This is a genomic window from Bacillus sp. NPDC094106 (assembly GCF_044764345.1).
Taxonomy (GTDB): domain Bacteria; phylum Bacillota; class Bacilli; order Bacillales; family Bacillaceae_G; genus Bacillus_A.
Window position 1 is genome coordinate 146,662 of sequence record NZ_JBIWHY010000003.1, and the last position, 15,819, is coordinate 162,480.

A 15,819-nucleotide genomic window follows, 5' to 3' on the forward strand; every position below is an offset into this window, starting at 1 on the left:
ATGGGTATTTAGCTTATTCCAGAATAGGGCGCTTTAATTGAGCAAGAATCACAAAAATTATCAAACTTTTTTATAAAAGGATGATTTAATTGAATATAAAAAATACAAGAGCAGGGGAACATCCAAAACGTTTTTCAACTAGGTTTCAAGGGTATTTACAAGTAGATGGATATAAAAGAAGAAATTGATAAAGTCTTGCCGTGGTCAATGGATTTACCATCTAGTTGCAGAGTACCGAAAAAAAGTGAAGCAAACAAAAAATAACTCCAAAATTAACTTTTGTCGTATATTTTGGAGTTACTTGACGCTTACTGATATACCAGAAGGATATGAGTTAAATAGGTTAACACCGAAGCAATATATAATAGAACTTTTATTGATTGAATTTGATTAAGAATTAGAAGAAGTGTATGGGTTTAGAGATGAATTACAATTCTCTTGAAATTTTTGCACTAGAACCGAATAAATTATTCAATAATAAATGTGTAAAATAACTCTATATTAGTTACTTATTTTCCCTCATATTTATAATCTTTCCATCCTGCTCAATTTGAACATCATTGGAAATAGACTGTAAATATCGTAGCATATTTTGTTTCTCTTGCCCCTGTGTGGGAGTAACTTGATTATTACGAATCATATATGGGTTAAATGACATTTGTACATCTTTTCCTTTAAACTTCATCGTTAAAACTCCCGTTTCTGCACTACGATTCTTCACATAATCAGGAAACAAGAAATTCCCAAGAGAATATGCAACAGGAACGTTATTATAATATTCGAATCCTTGCAACCAATGCGGATGACTTCCTACAATTGCATCTGCACCTGCTTCAACCATTTTTTGTACATATTGTTTTTGATAGTCAGCTGGTCGATTTGTTTTCTCTACTCCCCAGTGCATGTATACAATCATATAGTCTGCGTCTTTCTTTTGTTCTTTAATTGTTTTTGCAACCAAATTTAAATCATATCCATTTGCGACACCTGGTTTTTCTTTTCCAGCCGTCCAAGTAAAATCTGGCATAAATCGAACAAAAGAGAGAAATTTAAATTTCTTTCCTTTTACATTGATTTCCCTAGCTGTATATGCATCCTCTTCATTTTTTCCTGCACCAATGTAAGGAAGACCTACCTTTTCCACATGAGAAATCGTATCCATTAAACCCTCTTGCCAGTAATCCAATGTATGGTTGTTGCCAATGTTAACGATATCATAACCTGTATTTTTAATAGCCTGTAATGTAGATGGATCGCTTTTAATCCAAAATAATTGACCAGGATATTTTTTGTCTCGGTTTGTAAAAACTGATTCTAAATTTATAAAAGATAAATCTGCTTTTTCAATCTCCGATTTTACATGTTGGAATGGATAATCGGCACCTTTACTTTGAATAACAGGACGTAGCTCCCAATCAAACATCGTATCACCAGAGAAAGTCAGCGTAATTTCAGACTCTTCTTCTTGTTTAGGGGTTATTTTCTTTTTTGAAGTTTCCTTTTCCACTGCTATCTTTGAATTATCTTTTATATCTGGAGCTAAACAAGATTTTACAACAAATACAATAGGAATAATCACCACAGATAATACAATGATTCGTTTTAATAAAGTTTTAGGTTTCATTTTCATTAATATGTTTCCTCTTACGTTAATCGTTTTATGTGTCAGTTTTAACATTTCAATCATTACTTTGCAGTCTTATAATTTTATTATTACATTAAAACTAACCTTACATAAAGATGATAGTTCTGTAAGATTAGTAAAACAAACTATCTACAAAAGCCTTTGTTTTTTGTTATGGATATACATATTTAAAAATACTTTACACTCTCAGTTAGGATTGCTCGGTCTTCTCTTATAGGTAAAACAAATATTTTAACAGCAAAATACTTAAGATATTAGCTAATAAACCTTATGAACTTATACTTTTTATTCAGTTTATAGAAATATTGTAACAAAAATACAATTGTTATGATAGCCATTAAACTACTAACTGTAAGAGCGATTACAATCGATAATTCTATAGGGGGTAGCACCAACATTTTGCGGATTCTGTACGCTAAGGCTGTAACCCTTGTTATCATCATGTTATTTTTTTCAGTTCGAAGCACCCACTTTACATGGAGAAGCGAACATGATAGGTTGGATGTTCTTGCAAATTTCCTTTTATGATGCGTCTTTCACAAGAACATCTTGTACGCAGAGGCTCCTTGTCAAGCGATCTAGTTATGCTCACATTTCTGTCAGGCGGTTACATTTTATGTCCCCACTGGTCAAAGTGATAATCTTTACCGTCGATTTTAAACCAACCGTCTGAATAAAGTGAACCATCTTCTCTAGCACAATACCAAAGGTATCCGTATGCAAGAGGCCAAGGTCTATATCCACCACCAACTTGGAACCATCCTGTTTTAGCTGCCCCATTTTCATCGAAGTAATAATATTTATTATCAATAGTTTGCCAGCCCGTTTGTGCTACGCCGTTATTGTCAAAATGGTATAACTTACCGTCAATTCTTTCAAACCCTGCTCGGTTAACTGATCCGTCTTCATGAAAATAATATCTTTTTCCATCAATGTTGTCATAATCATTGAACGTATAATTGCGTCCATTTGTGAAATAGTAGTTCTTACCATCTATCATTTTCCAGCCGGTATAGAAAGATCCATCTTCTAAACTATAATATTCCACTATTTTCTCTCTTTTGTTAAGCCCTGTTTTAAAAATCGAACCGTCATGATTAAATGTTAATATTTTGTTGTCAAACGGAAGATTAACAACGCTGTCTATAACTTCTCCATTTAAATCAGAAATTCTCTCAAGCACACCTTTGTCGGAAAAGTGAAGGATAACCTTTTCATCTTCTATACGTATTTCCTTTTTATTTATATTGTAATTTTGGAAATAATAAATTTTACCATCTATATCTTTCAAGCCTTCTTTAACGAATGCTCCAGAAGCATCGGAATAGTTCTCTCCTCTCCAGGTTGATCGTTGTAAAACACCGTCATCATTAAAATGGTAGTACTTATCCTCAATCTGTGAATCACTTCCGCCTCCAGTAACCATGTAGCCATAAGGTGATGAGAAATAATAAGTCTTCCCCTTAATTTCTTGCCAACCTGTCATGAGAACTCCATCAGCATCTGCAAAGGAATACGCATTATCTCGATTTACCCAACTGTTCTTTATCACGTTTCCAGAGGAATCTTTTGCACGATATTTAGTAGGGTCCTTTTCATCAGTTATAATCTCTATTTTGTCATACTTCTGTCTCTCATTTTCTTTACCCGGATACCACTCTATTAACCAATTATTAATTTCATTGTTGCTTTTATCAGAGAAACGAATTTCAGATTTGAAACTCCAATCAGTACCAAATTGAGAAATATATTGATTACCAGCCAAACTTACCCCATTTTTGTTATTCAAACGGAACTGAAATTTACCATCATTAGAATTTCCTATCTGAACAAGTTCAAACACTTCATCATCGCCAAGCGAATCGGAATATTGAAGTCCGTTTCCTTCTTTTCCTGAAAGATATTTTGAACCTGTTTTTACGATTACTTTATTCGTTCCTTTTTTATAAGGGATAATTTGATAAGGTTTACCGTCATTTAGTGTAGTGAATGGCAGTGCCATCGATGTCTCTAGGACGTTAGTACGCTCCGCTAATACATCAGATAATCGATCATAAAAATCTGCACGAGCTTTATGATCATTATTAACATAGTTGTCAAGAACATCTTTAGATACTGGCTTTGAAGTCAATGTTATCACTCGTTTTTGCTCATCTGATAATTTATTTGCTATCTGATCAAATAAGTAATCTGAATTTCTAGCAATCACCGTCCAATCGCCGAAGGAGTCGCCGGAATATTTTTTGTAAAGTGGACCAAGAAATCTTGGATTTTTACCAGATGCTTTTTCTACAAATGCATATTGGCCTTGATTCATCACAACGCCGGTCTTTCCTTCGTCTAATTGCGCTTGTGTAATGTAAAGAAGATCGTGTTCTGAGATATTTGCTCCATTAGGGTTTAAATCTATAATTGCACCTGCTTCAGTAATTTTAAGCTGCTGCCCAGATTTTAGTTGATGAATTTCAATTCTCCCATTTGGATAGCGTACTTTAACTGGTTTAAAGAAATTCGAATCACCATATGTATGATACATGGAAATATTAAATTCCCCAGATGTAAAACTAGGAGCCTGATAAGTTTCGTTTTCTGCATATACATCAATGCGGGTGCCTGGGTCTGGCTTCTCTGGCGTTATTCCAAGTGCTTCATAAGTGTTTGCTACCGCACCTAATACAGTAATAGTTATATCTAATACCGCACCTACCCCTGCGCTAGCCTTATTTTCTGCAATCGGTGCCATAGAGAAAAGAATTCCTAATGCCGCTGTAGCAGGGATTACCTTCTTTCCAATTCCTGTTGTTTTAAATTTCTTTTTCATTCTGTTCTCCTCTCTTTGTGAAACTTTTCACTTTAAAATTGATATTTAGATATTCATCTTAATTTAAATATCTTTCAAAGGTCTTTCGTAAATGTTACAAAAGTCTTTCGTTGATTTTAATTTGTAATGTGGAATTTAAACCCAAAAACAAATTTTAATAATTTACGACCATTACGGGAAAAAACTCAGTAAAAAAGCAATAAAATTAATAACCGGTTCCTTAACGTACAAGGTACCAAAATACAAATAATGTAAAAAATAAAAATTTTATTAATTACACTAAAAATGACATAGAATATGAATTCCATGTCATTTTTCAAAGTGATTTCGAAAATAAGGGGAAAGGGATTGCTCAAGCTTATTTTTCTAGCACATCTGAGCAAATTAATTTTAAATCATATGTTTTAATTGCACTTGTTGAGGTAGATGCAACTATAAAACATGTGATTATACTGTACATTGCTTATACTTTTTACTTCTGAGTTAAAATAAAATCACCTTTGATATATTCATCTTATTATATAGTCCTTTCAATTTGCTTTCATAAATGTTACAAAAGTCTTGCAATCATTTCATTTCTTTGCTGATGTAACGGGAAGGGTAAACCAAAATTCACTCCCCTGTTTGCCATCTGAACGATCTTGTACACCAATTTCACCTTTGTGCATTTCGATTAATGATTGTGCAATGGATAATCCGAGTCCAGATCCCCCAGATTGTGAGCTTCTTGATGGATCTGTTCTAAAAAAGCGTTCAAATATGCGCAGTTGATCACTATAAGTAATGCCTTCTCCTTCATCACGTACAATGAATTGAACGTGATGCTCCTGCTTATTTTCCTCTACAATTAACTCAATCGTTCCAGATACTGGAGAATATCGAATTGCATTATGTAACAAATTACCAATAACCCGTGCTATCTTGCAGGGCATAATCCAGAGCTTAGGCAATGTATCAGAAACTTGTAATTGCAAATGGATCTCTTTTTCTTCTAATAAAATAGAATGTGAATCTAGTACTTCTAATAGAATACGATCCATATGTGTGAAACTTGGATAAAAATCTTCTTGTCCAAGTTCTAACTTAGAAAAAACAAATAAGTCATTAATTAATCCACTTAATCTTTGTATTTCTTTATGGATTGTCGTTAAGTACTGCGTTTTCATTTCAGGATTTGCAATTACATCATCTTGTAATGCTTCAATCATCAATTGCATGCTAGCCAGAGGTGTTCGTAAGTCATGTGAAATATTCGCAATGAGCTCTGTACGTGCTTTCTCTCCTTCTTCTAACTTCGTAAACCCTTCTTTTAATTTTTTAGCCATTTGTTGAAAAGCTGTTGCTAATTCTTTAAATTCTTTTGGTCCTTGTCCAATTCTATACATCGCCTCAAATTGTCTATCACTAAATTCTTTTGTTAATGCAATTAAATTTTGAATAGATTCCGTAATAGGGCGTGTTAATAGCCAATAAATCATCGTTGAAAATGCCATTGCTACGGTTACAATTCCTATGAAAAGCTGTGTTTGTTCTGGTCTAAGTAACATTTTCATTTCGCTATACCAGATAGCAATTACCATAATGCTAGTGCTTAGTAGATTCATCAATAACAATTGATTACGTAATTTCATATTGTAGTTCCCCCTGTTGTCTCAAACCAATAATCTGTGCTTCTCTAACCCTTCATATAGATGATTCATTAACACAGTTACTGTCTTAATCTCCTCGTATCCAAGCTCCCAAATTTGTTGAAGAATTCGAGAACGTAAAAATACATATTTTAAATGTTTTTTGTAATACAAGGCACCTTAAATACCCTTTGTTGTAAAATAAAACTAATATCAGTAAACACATCTTAGCCTAAATATCTTTCAACATTCTTGCAAAAATATAACAAAATTCTTTCAAGAATATCACTAAAGATCAAAAGGCTTAATTGAAATTGCAAAACTATGAATTCTTTGGCCAGATCTATTTTTTTTGGTAAGCGTGGAGAGCTACGTGAACGTGCGCTACAAGACCAACTCTAAAGGGCAAGCGCATTAAATGTTATTATTAATGCCATCAGTATATGGAATACGGTATATTTAACCAAAGCGATAGAGTATAAGAAAAAGAAGGGTTTCATGCAAGAAGAATTGTTACATCATATTTCACCACTAGGGTGGGAACATATTAACCTTCTTGGGGAGTATAAATTTAAATTCAAACAATCAACTACTTTAGAATCATTAAGACCACTCCGGAAGTAAAGTATCAAAGCCGAAATTCCTTATCGTGGGAAAATCGGCTTTTTATTTTCTAAAAAATTCCTTATCGTGAGTTTTATGTCATTTGGTTGGCGAGACCTTTCTATAGAAACCAAAGATCCAAAAATTAAAAGAATTCCATTAATAACACCATCTAACAATTACATTTATACACTATATCAATAGAACTCTTTTTTTGTTTTTTCTTACTCTTTTAAATTTGTTATTTTTCCAGCCAATACTATACCTCCAGCAATCAAAATTACGGTTCCCCAGTATAGAATAGATAGAATAGGATTACTCAAAAAGTATGGTTTTAAAAATGGCTCATGTATTATCATTTTGGCTACAGTCCAAGCAATTACATCGCCAGCAATAACTAAATCAATAATAACAATTGATAACACAGATGAAAAAATTCAATTGAAAATAACTCCAATGCTTTCACCTCAATTTGTACTTAAAACAAATTGTGAGCAGCGATTAATAATAGTATAAGTCCGCTTAAAGCCGTACTAAATTGTCCGATTGTCCACGATCCAATTCTTACGTTTGCAACTTTTTTTCCTAATTTCACTCCTAACCAAATCGTTAAAAAACTGAATATGGCTGCTGCTAGTGAAATAGCAAATGGAGACAGTTTTAATAATCCTGCCCCTAATCCGTTCGTAAGGGCATTCATAGATATAGCAATACCAAGAACAATAGCTTCGAAAAAACTAATATCTCCTGATTGATCAAGATCTGCTTTTTCAGGAGATTTTAAGTATCCAGTAATCACATTCGAAACAGACTCATCTTCATCAAGTACTTTTTGACTACCTTTCTTTTTTCTTGGAACTGCCATTAAAATAATTCTTAAACCAATTACAAATAAAAACAATGTACCAATCACATTAGATAATGTCCCCGGAAACACTGTTGAAATGTATTGCCCAAATCGAATACCGATTTCACTAAAAATAAAAGCAATAATCGCAATGATAAAGTTAGCTAATAAACTTATACGAATATTACGGATACCATAAGATATACCTACCCCAAAGTTATCAATACTAGATGATAATGAAAGTAACAAAATAGTAATCAAAGCTGCTATAGTCATAGTTGTTATCTCTCCTTTGTATAACATCTTTCCTTCATTATTAATCAATCAAAAGGACCTTAATGATTACCAAGCTCTTTTTGTTAATTGAAGAAAACAGTAATTATTTTCTGGGTTATTGTATGATACATATTAAAAAGTGTTCGAATATAAATTGAAAACGCTAAGAGCTAGTTTGGTTAAGCTCTTAGCGTACATTTTCCATATTTGATGACGCTCCCCCATCACCATCAAGTTAAGAAATTTGTTATTCCCAAAAATGAAAAAATGGGCTGAATTCTCATAAATAACTGTGGTGAGACAAAATTTTTATTTTGGGGGTACTTCAAAATATTAGAATCAAGTTGTTTGTATACTGATCTGTACTGCATCCCTTCCTCATTATATATATACTTCTATCTTCTTCCGACATTATGATACCGAAAGCGTAAAATATATGCTCTCCTTTATTTTTAAGCATTTTAATAAGAAAAAGAAAGGACCTGCCTCCCTTTTTCTCATTTCGTATATAATCAATCTTCTAGTTTAATTGTTTGACCATTTATGAATTCAATGAGAATATTTCCATGTGGAAGTTTTGTCACACTTTCAATATGACTGATTGTAAAATTGCAGAGGGGTGTTCCTTGATGACAAATAGTAAAATGAATCCTAAGGTTGATGAATTTTTAAATACAGCCAAAAAGTGGAAGGAAGAATATGAGAAGTTAAGAAATATCGTTCTTGACTGTGAGCTAACCGAAGATTTTAAATGGATGCATCCTTGTTACACGTTTGAGAAAAAGAACATCGTTTTAATACATGGATTTAAAGAATATTGTGCACTTTCGTTTCACAAAGGTGCCTTGTTACAGGATACTCATGGGATTCTAATCCAACAAACGGAGAATGTACAGGCGGGGCGCCAGATTCGGTTCACCAATGTTCAAGAAATAGTTAAAATGGAAGCCATCTTGAAGGCCTATATTTATGAAGCCATTGAAGTTGAGAAAGCCGGTTTAAAAGTAAAAAAGAAAGAGCATAAAGAGTTCATAATTCCTGAAGAACTTCAAAATAAATTCGATGAAATGCCTACTTTTAAAACTGCTTTTGAATCATTGACACCGGGACGGCAAAGAGCATACATTTTTTATTTTTCTCAAGCCAAACAAGCCAAAACTCGAGAGTCAAGGGTTGAAAAATATATCCAGAGAATTCTCGATGGAAAGGGATTAAATGATTGTACTTGTGGGCTATCTCAAAAACTGCCCAACTGTGACGGCTCACACAAGTCATTGGATAAGAAAAAATAGTAATCAAACTTTAAGATTCTGTCTCACTTTGCGTTCATTCGAACTCTGTTTAGATCGCAGGTAACGCTCAATCAAAAAAAATGACGCAGAGTTAGTCTTCTGCGTCATTTTTTTAATCATTCACGTTTATTCCCATGCGCTAAAAGATGTATAGTGCATGTCACCGTATTTTTTTTGGTATTCATCTTGTTTAATTACATCTACTTTACCAGTACCAATGATATTCACTTTACCGACAAGTTTTGATTGAGATTCATTTTTGTCAACAGACTTTACGAAATGAACCAGTATTAGTCCAGTAGACTTAGCTTCCTCAGATGTTTGTTTTATTGGTAATCCACTATCTTTAAGAGCCTGTTTTTGTGGCTCACTCAGTTTAAATACCTCTGTTCTTTCTGGAGTATCTGTGCTTTGAGCTTTATTTGATTTGAAGTTTGGATTTTCCGAAACAGGTTTTGAACCTTGTTTTATAGTTTGCTCATGTTCTATTTGGTTCCCCTTTTCATTAGAAGGTTCTGCTGCTTTTGCATCCATTAAAGAAAATGCAGAAATACCAATTACTGTTGCGATTCCTAAAACTGACCAACGGTATGACTTTTTATTAAATTTTTTAATCATTATAATTCTCCTTTTTAAAGTATGTTTATTTCTACTTAAATTTGCCAAACCTGGCGTTTGATAGTAATTTGAATAGTGCTCTAATAATGTGATAATGGTGTGACCATATGCAATTTTTTCTTTTGAACTAATAAAAGTCAGCGCTAATGCATCACATGCTATTTCTTGATCTTCGCGCATCGCATAATATGCATACCAAAGAATAGGATTGAACCAATTTAAGATGAGTAAACTATACATAAGCCAGTTCACACCCACATCTTTGCGCTTAAAATGAGATAACTCATGATAGAAAATAAATCGAATTTGATTATCATCTAATTGTTCAATATGTTTCTCACAAAGTAAAATTCTAGGTTTCTGAAACCCAAGAAGTGTTGGGCTTGAAATTTTACCCGCTATAAGTAAAGGAATATCTTGTTGAATTGACATTTCCTCTTTACAACTTTCAAAAATACGTATCACTCTTTTGTCTGTTATAAAAGGTTGTCTACTTAAATAAACATATAAACGTTTATTTACTACTATTACGAAAGAGCTTAAACAAAAAATACCTAATAGCCAAATACATAAAAAGATGTCATGCATAGACACATGCCAAGTACTATCATTTGTGTCTTGGGACGCCATTTCTTTCTTTGTTTGATTGTGTTCTTTTGGGTGTGTTTTCAGTTCATTACTCTCATTTAAAAATTGTTCCTTTGTGGTGTCCTGCAAAGAAGAATAAGAAAGATCAGAGCCTCTTGAAATTATCGAGTATAGACTAAATGAACTTTCAGGCGCCCAAGGTAACATAAGTTTTAAAATAAGGATTAACCATAGTACGTAATGCCACCTTGCTGTTAGTTGATTTCTTAATAACATTTTTATACATAATATGAAACCAACCAATATGCTAGCCGTGATAGAAGTTTCTATCACCCAATCAAAAATCATAGAAAGGTAACTATTTGATAATAAATCAAGCATAATTACCTGTCCTTTCCTTGATAAGATTCAGCTTTGTCATCTAAAATTTGTTTCAGTTCATGAATATCTTCTGACGAAAGCTTTTCTTCCTTTATAAAATTTACAAGTAACGGCTTGAAAGCTGCACCGTAAAAACGTTTCAAAAAGGACTTTGTTTCTAACTGTAAATAGCTATCTTGCGAAATTAAAGGGCTGTATGTATACAATTTTCCTTTTTCTTGATGAGAAGAAATAGCTTTCTTTTGTACTAATCGATTGAGTAGAGTTCGCACTGTTTTAGGACTCCAATCATTTGTACCCTCAAGGGCTTGAATAACTTCATTCGCAGTCAGTGGGGATGTCGTATTCCAAAGAACTTTCATAACTTCTAACTCTGCTTCTGATACCTTGGGTAATGTATTCATATTGACCTCCTCCCGATGATTACAAGTGTAATCTCAATACGTATATTACACTTGTAATCATCGGGAGTCAAGCCTATAAGGGATAAGGATTTATTTACCAATTCAGATGAATTAGGCGTATAATTTAGACTTAACAATTTTTAAAAATATTCATTTTACAATAGTCTAAGTGATTTTTTAATGATACATAATATCTAAACACTGGAAAATTTTGTTATTAAAAAATAACAAAATAAATAACCAGCTCCTTAACGTACATTTTTCTTTTTTTGATAAGGTGACCCCATTGCCATCAAGCTAAGAAAAGCAAATACCCCAAAACGATAAAATTGACATCTCTAGATAAAAATGTACAATTTTTTTGTTTTGGGGGCATTATAAAATTCTTAAGCTGATGGATAGTGGTGCTATCCCATCACTATCAAGTTAAGAAATACATTCTTTCCTAAAACGAAAAAATGAACTAAACTCCTATGGACAACTATGAAAAGATGAAATTTTCGTTTTGGGGACACTTCAAAATGTTAGCTTGATTGCCATGGGCTGGACTCCTAATAGAATATTACTAATTTTCATTGTAATATTCTTCTAAGGTGATGCTTTTTTCATATATTTCTTCTGCAATTTCACCCACATATCGGATGTGCCATGGTTCGTATGAATACCCTGTAATACTTTCTTTTCCTTTCGGATATCGAATAATAAACCCTGCACGATGGGCATTTTTAGCCAACCATTTTCCTTCTTTTGTAGTACCAAAGGATTGTTCCAATGCATTATTTACACTACTCGTTGAAACGTCCATTGTTAATCCAGTTTGATGTTCACTATACCCAGGCCTTGCAGATACTCGATCCGCTGCCTCCTTCCCTTGTTTTTTAACGTTATTTTGATACACACTTCTTTGATATTCTAAAGAACGAAATCCAGATACTGCCTGTAATGTTATTCCATCTTTTTTAGCTAGCGCAAATAGTTTCTCTAACGCTCCTGCGGCTTCTTTACGCATATGACTTTTTTCATATATACCAGAAAATGCAAAAGTAACATTTGGTACAACTAAATCACGGGGCTTATATCCATCTGGAAGCATGTGCTTCTTATTCACAATAATATGAATATCATTTGGATCTTGTGGTGCCTCTTTTTTTATAGAAGTTTCACTGTGCTTTTTAGCTGGTTCTGTTAATTGATTGTTTTTTGCTTGTATAGGTTTTGAGAAAATAAGTGGATTACACACAAAAATAATGCCTGTAATCAATAGAATGATTGTAACAATCATTAATATTCTATTTCCTTTACATAATTTCTTCATACAACTCACCTCTATGTTTTCATTTGTAGTAAATTTCTATTTTATCTCTTAATCGATAGATTAATTGAAACAGATAAAGATAAAATGCAGATAATGTCGAAACAAGTTAAAGAATAAAGGTAATTTTTTTCAAATCCCCGAAAAGGGGGAGTAAGATTGATTCATTATAAATTTATATGTTCTTTCATAAAGTTACTTTTTAACATAGTTAAAAATCTTGATTTTTCTGTTTCAAAATTATGACTAAATCACATTTGAAATATGTCGATAAAACTGTATAAATTTTGACATGAATATTGACATGAATATTAAAAAAAGTAATTAAAAACCCTTATTTATATAGATTTCTTGAATACTTTTTTTGTTACTCCCCTTTTTCGAGGGAATAGGAAAAAACAACCAATAATAAAAAACGTGTAGAAATTTATTTCTACACGTTTTTTATCTACATAAGCTGAATTTTATTTTTGCGCATTCGAATCTATTAATTAAATTATCATTCAGACTATTCACATGTCACATGTTTTTTTATTCCTCTTGAATTACTCTACTCTTTACTTTATCTTTATATAGGTTTGCTATAATTTATATGGTTTCACTCAAAAAACATAAAAAGAATACGATATTTACTATTTGTTAGAATTAGATATTACCTTTAACTTAAACGAATTAAAATTCATACAGGAGAGATACAATGCAGAAAACCCTTTTGATTGTCGAAGATGAAGATATTTTACGCGAAATTGTTAAAGATTATTTGTTACACGATGGATACAAAGTACTAGAAGCAACAAACGGAACAGAAGCACTAGCTATTTTTGAAGAACATGAAATACACTTAATCATTCTTGATATTATGTTACCAAAATTAGATGGCTGGTCTGTTTGTCGACGTATTCGAAAAACATCTAATGTACCTATCATTATGCTGACAGCTCGAGCGGATGAAGATGATACATTACTGGGATTTGAATTAGGAGCAGATGATTATGTCACAAAGCCATATAGTCCACCTATCTTACTAGCACGAGCAAAACGATTACTCGAAACTCGATACACGACACATGAGCTATCTAAAGATCATCTGTTATCTAGAAATGGGATTGTTGTGCATCTTCCTTCACGTACTGTCACAATAAATGAGAAAAATATTAATTTAACTCATACAGAATTTGAAATATTAACGTATTTGATGCAAAATGGAGGGATTGTTATAACAAGAGAACAATTAATTCAACACATTTGGGGATACGAATTTACTGGGGACGATCGTACAATAAATAGTCACATTCGAAATTTACGAAGTAAATTAGGGAAGAACTCTTCCTGCATTGTAACAATTATTCGTACTGGTTATAAATTTGAGGATAAAATATGAAAAAAGGGATTGTATTCAAATTATTTATCTTAACAACGGCATTATGTATGTTGATTTTGGTGTGTGTGTTTGTTGGACAAACCATATTTTTTAAACAATACTATGCAAATAAAAAAATGAATATGATTAAAACAAATATACAATCATTTAAAAAAGATTATGAGAAAAATAAAGATAGTTTACAAAGTATTCAAAGACTCGAACAAGATTTTTCTAAAAATAATAATACCTCGATTGCGTTACTAGATACGAATGGAAACCTAAAAAACGCTAATGACTTTTATATGGAAGTTAAAGTGGTGGACTCTCCTAAAAAAGAACTAATTAATAAGACACTCATGATACCACTTTACAATCTTATAAATATAGAAGATATTTCCTCCATTTCAAAAGAAGATATATCATTTAATAGAAAGGTTTTTGTTAATTTTATTTCAACAAAGACAAGCACCGCTCTAGTTCCTTATCAAATATTGATAGACAACACTAACAAAGTCGTGATGAACCAACAAATATTAAAAAAAATAGCTAAATATTATGAGAAAAATCATTTTACACAACAAAATGATTTAGGAATACAAGATGTGGGTGTTGAGGGAACAATTCAAACAATACACATTCCTGAAGAAAATATGATATCCAATCTGATTTATACAAATCATTTATTTATGCAAAAAATAGGAGAATTTCAAACAAAGATATTGTTTGATGAAAATAAATTTAAACAAAATACATTACAAATTATTGAAGAGGAAGAAAATAACGTAAAATACACCCTGTTCATTCAACCAATAACAGAACCAAATGGTGAAACCACATACATTTTCGCACTAGCATCTTTACAACCAGTTGATGAAGCTGTACAAATGATAAAAGACTATTATATATATATCATTATATTTGCATTGTTCCTTATCTTTTTTGCTGCATTTTATTATTCAAAACAAATTGCAAAACCATTGTTACAAATTAATTCCACGACTCAAAAGATAGCAAAACTTGATTTTTCAGAAACAATTCCCATTACATCAAAAGATGAAATTGGTGATTTATCACAAAATATTAACATACTATCCAATACGTTACATTCATACATTAACAAGCTACAGCAAGATATAGAAAAAGAAAAACAATTAGAACATACACGGAAAGAATTTATTGCAGGCGTATCACATGAATTAAAGACACCTTTAAGCATTATGAAAAGCTGCATGTCTATTTTAAAAGATGGGGTCGCTAATCATAAGAAAGATTACTATTTCAAAGCAATGGAAAAAGAAGTAGACAAGATGGATTTACTCATAGTAGATATGCTTGAATTAGCAAAATTAGAATCTGGTACGTATAAAATAGAAATGAGACCGTTTCTTATTAATAAAATGATTGAGCATATATGTGAACATCTATCCTTAGAAATAAAAAATAAACAATTAAACATTCAAATGAGTCTTTCTGAGATTGAGGTGTTAGCCAATCCACATCGCATAGAGCAAGTTATAACGAATTTTATAACGAATGCCATTCGTTATACTCCTGAAAATGAAAGTATTATCATTTCAACGGAAGAAGAGCATGCATGTGTAAAAATATGTGTAGAAAACAAAGGGGCTCATATTCCTGAAGAACAGCTCAATAAAATATGGGATCGTTTCTATCGTGGAGATGCTGCTCGACAGCGTTCCACAGGTGGAACTGGATTAGGACTTGCCATTTCCAAAAACATTTTAGATTTACATGGTGTACAATATGGCGTATCCAATACAAAGGACGGCGTATTATTTTTCTTCTACCTTAATAAAAATCTTTTCTTTTAGGTGGACGGAGGGCATCTGGACATGCATAGAAGCGGTCAGGACCTTTTCCTGGCTACGTGCAAGGGTTTAAAGCAGAGAGAGAAGGCAATTGGGGATTACTTTTTGTTTTGTATAGCGATGATTTATATATTAAAAAATTAAAACGTCTCATAAACTAGGAATAATTTCCAGTATATACTTCATTTTTACACATATTGCGGCTGAAACAC

The 15,819-nt window shown here is 32.3% G+C and carries 10 protein-coding genes and 2 pseudogenes; 4 read left to right on the forward strand and 8 right to left on the reverse strand.

Features of this window, described 5'->3' with window-relative positions:
- Positions 1 to 505 precede the first annotated feature (505 nt).
- The 3 genes from ACIQ7L_RS05485 to ACIQ7L_RS05495 all read right to left on the reverse strand — a co-directional run bounded on the left by ACIQ7L_RS05485 (position 506) and on the right by ACIQ7L_RS05495 (position 6,097).
- A complete protein-coding gene (locus ACIQ7L_RS05485) occupies positions 506 to 1,624 on the reverse strand; it encodes a CapA family protein (protein WP_400567668.1) in 1,119 nt (372 codons plus the stop codon).
- Positions 1,625 to 2,252: 628 nt separating this feature from the next.
- Positions 2,253 to 4,466, reverse strand: coding sequence for an N-acetylmuramoyl-L-alanine amidase family protein (locus ACIQ7L_RS05490; RefSeq protein WP_400567334.1), 2,214 nt, complete (start codon positions 4,464 to 4,466; stop codon positions 2,253 to 2,255).
- A gap of 572 nt (positions 4,467 to 5,038) precedes the next feature.
- The gene (locus ACIQ7L_RS05495; RefSeq protein ID WP_400567336.1) at positions 5,039 to 6,097 is read right to left on the reverse strand and encodes a sensor histidine kinase; all 1,059 of its coding nucleotides are present in this window, start codon (positions 6,095 to 6,097) and stop codon (positions 5,039 to 5,041) included.
- Positions 6,098 to 6,412: 315 nt separating this feature from the next.
- On the opposite strand from ACIQ7L_RS05495, the pseudogene ACIQ7L_RS05500 reads away from it, so the two are divergent.
- Positions 6,413 to 6,718 (forward strand): annotated as a pseudogene (locus tag ACIQ7L_RS05500) (Tn3 family transposase); the annotation flags it as partial.
- Positions 6,719 to 6,921: 203 nt separating this feature from the next.
- Here the strand turns inward: ACIQ7L_RS05500 and ACIQ7L_RS05505 are convergent.
- Both ACIQ7L_RS05505 and ytaF read right to left on the reverse strand, forming a co-directional pair.
- Positions 6,922 to 7,122, reverse strand: a complete 201-nt coding sequence (locus ACIQ7L_RS05505; RefSeq protein ID WP_400567337.1) for a hypothetical protein — start codon at positions 7,120 to 7,122, stop codon at positions 6,922 to 6,924.
- Between the two features lie 53 nt (positions 7,123 to 7,175).
- On the reverse strand, positions 7,176 to 7,820 hold the full coding sequence (gene ytaF / locus ACIQ7L_RS05510) for a sporulation membrane protein YtaF (RefSeq protein WP_400567339.1): 645 nt from the start codon (positions 7,818 to 7,820) through the stop codon (positions 7,176 to 7,178).
- Between the two features lie 629 nt (positions 7,821 to 8,449).
- Here ytaF and ACIQ7L_RS05515 point away from each other — a divergent pair.
- The gene (locus ACIQ7L_RS05515) at positions 8,450 to 9,112 is read left to right on the forward strand and encodes a YdeI/OmpD-associated family protein (protein ID WP_400567341.1); all 663 of its coding nucleotides are present in this window, start codon (positions 8,450 to 8,452) and stop codon (positions 9,110 to 9,112) included.
- A 126-nt stretch (positions 9,113 to 9,238) separates the two neighbouring features.
- Here ACIQ7L_RS05515 and ACIQ7L_RS05520 read toward each other — a convergent pair whose 3' ends face one another.
- From ACIQ7L_RS05520 to ACIQ7L_RS05530, 3 genes and pseudogenes are all read right to left on the reverse strand, one after another.
- The gene (locus ACIQ7L_RS05520) at positions 9,239 to 10,699 is read right to left on the reverse strand and encodes a M56 family metallopeptidase (RefSeq protein ID WP_400567342.1); all 1,461 of its coding nucleotides are present in this window, start codon (positions 10,697 to 10,699) and stop codon (positions 9,239 to 9,241) included.
- Positions 10,700 to 10,701: 2 nt separating this feature from the next.
- Positions 10,702 to 11,103, reverse strand: a complete 402-nt coding sequence (locus ACIQ7L_RS05525; RefSeq protein ID WP_400567344.1) for a BlaI/MecI/CopY family transcriptional regulator — start codon at positions 11,101 to 11,103, stop codon at positions 10,702 to 10,704.
- Between the two features lie 565 nt (positions 11,104 to 11,668).
- Positions 11,669 to 12,217 (reverse strand): annotated as a pseudogene (locus ACIQ7L_RS05530) (M15 family metallopeptidase); the annotation flags it as partial.
- 895 nt (positions 12,218 to 13,112) lie between these two features.
- Here ACIQ7L_RS05530 and ACIQ7L_RS05535 point away from each other — a divergent pair.
- Positions 13,113 to 13,796, forward strand: coding sequence for a response regulator transcription factor (locus ACIQ7L_RS05535; protein ID WP_400567346.1), 684 nt, complete (start codon positions 13,113 to 13,115; stop codon positions 13,794 to 13,796).
- On the forward strand, positions 13,793 to 15,610 hold the full coding sequence (locus ACIQ7L_RS05540) for a sensor histidine kinase (RefSeq protein ID WP_400567347.1): 1,818 nt from the start codon (positions 13,793 to 13,795) through the stop codon (positions 15,608 to 15,610). The genes ACIQ7L_RS05535 and ACIQ7L_RS05540 overlap by 4 nt, the downstream gene beginning before the upstream one ends.
- Positions 15,611 to 15,819 lie beyond the last annotated feature (209 nt).

What these genes read in the sequence shown, in the direction of transcription:
- ACIQ7L_RS05485 (WP_400567668.1), bottom strand. Translation starts at nt 1,624, where the DNA reads ATGAAACCTAAAACTTTATTAAAACGAATCATTGTATTATCTGTGGTG.
- ACIQ7L_RS05490 (WP_400567334.1), bottom strand. Translation starts at nt 4,466, where the DNA reads ATGAAAAAGAAATTTAAAACAACAGGAATTGGAAAGAAGGTAATCCCT.
- ACIQ7L_RS05495 (WP_400567336.1), bottom strand. Translation starts at nt 6,097, where the DNA reads ATGAAATTACGTAATCAATTGTTATTGATGAATCTACTAAGCACTAGC.
- ytaF (WP_400567339.1), bottom strand. Translation starts at nt 7,820, where the DNA reads ATGACTATAGCAGCTTTGATTACTATTTTGTTACTTTCATTATCATCT.
- ACIQ7L_RS05515 (WP_400567341.1), top strand. Translation starts at nt 8,450, where the DNA reads ATGACAAATAGTAAAATGAATCCTAAGGTTGATGAATTTTTAAATACA.
- ACIQ7L_RS05520 (WP_400567342.1), bottom strand. Translation starts at nt 10,699, where the DNA reads ATGCTTGATTTATTATCAAATAGTTACCTTTCTATGATTTTTGATTGG.
- ACIQ7L_RS05525 (WP_400567344.1), bottom strand. Translation starts at nt 11,103, where the DNA reads ATGAATACATTACCCAAGGTATCAGAAGCAGAGTTAGAAGTTATGAAA.
- ACIQ7L_RS05535 (WP_400567346.1), top strand. Translation starts at nt 13,113, where the DNA reads ATGCAGAAAACCCTTTTGATTGTCGAAGATGAAGATATTTTACGCGAA.
- ACIQ7L_RS05540 (WP_400567347.1), top strand. Translation starts at nt 13,793, where the DNA reads ATGAAAAAAGGGATTGTATTCAAATTATTTATCTTAACAACGGCATTA.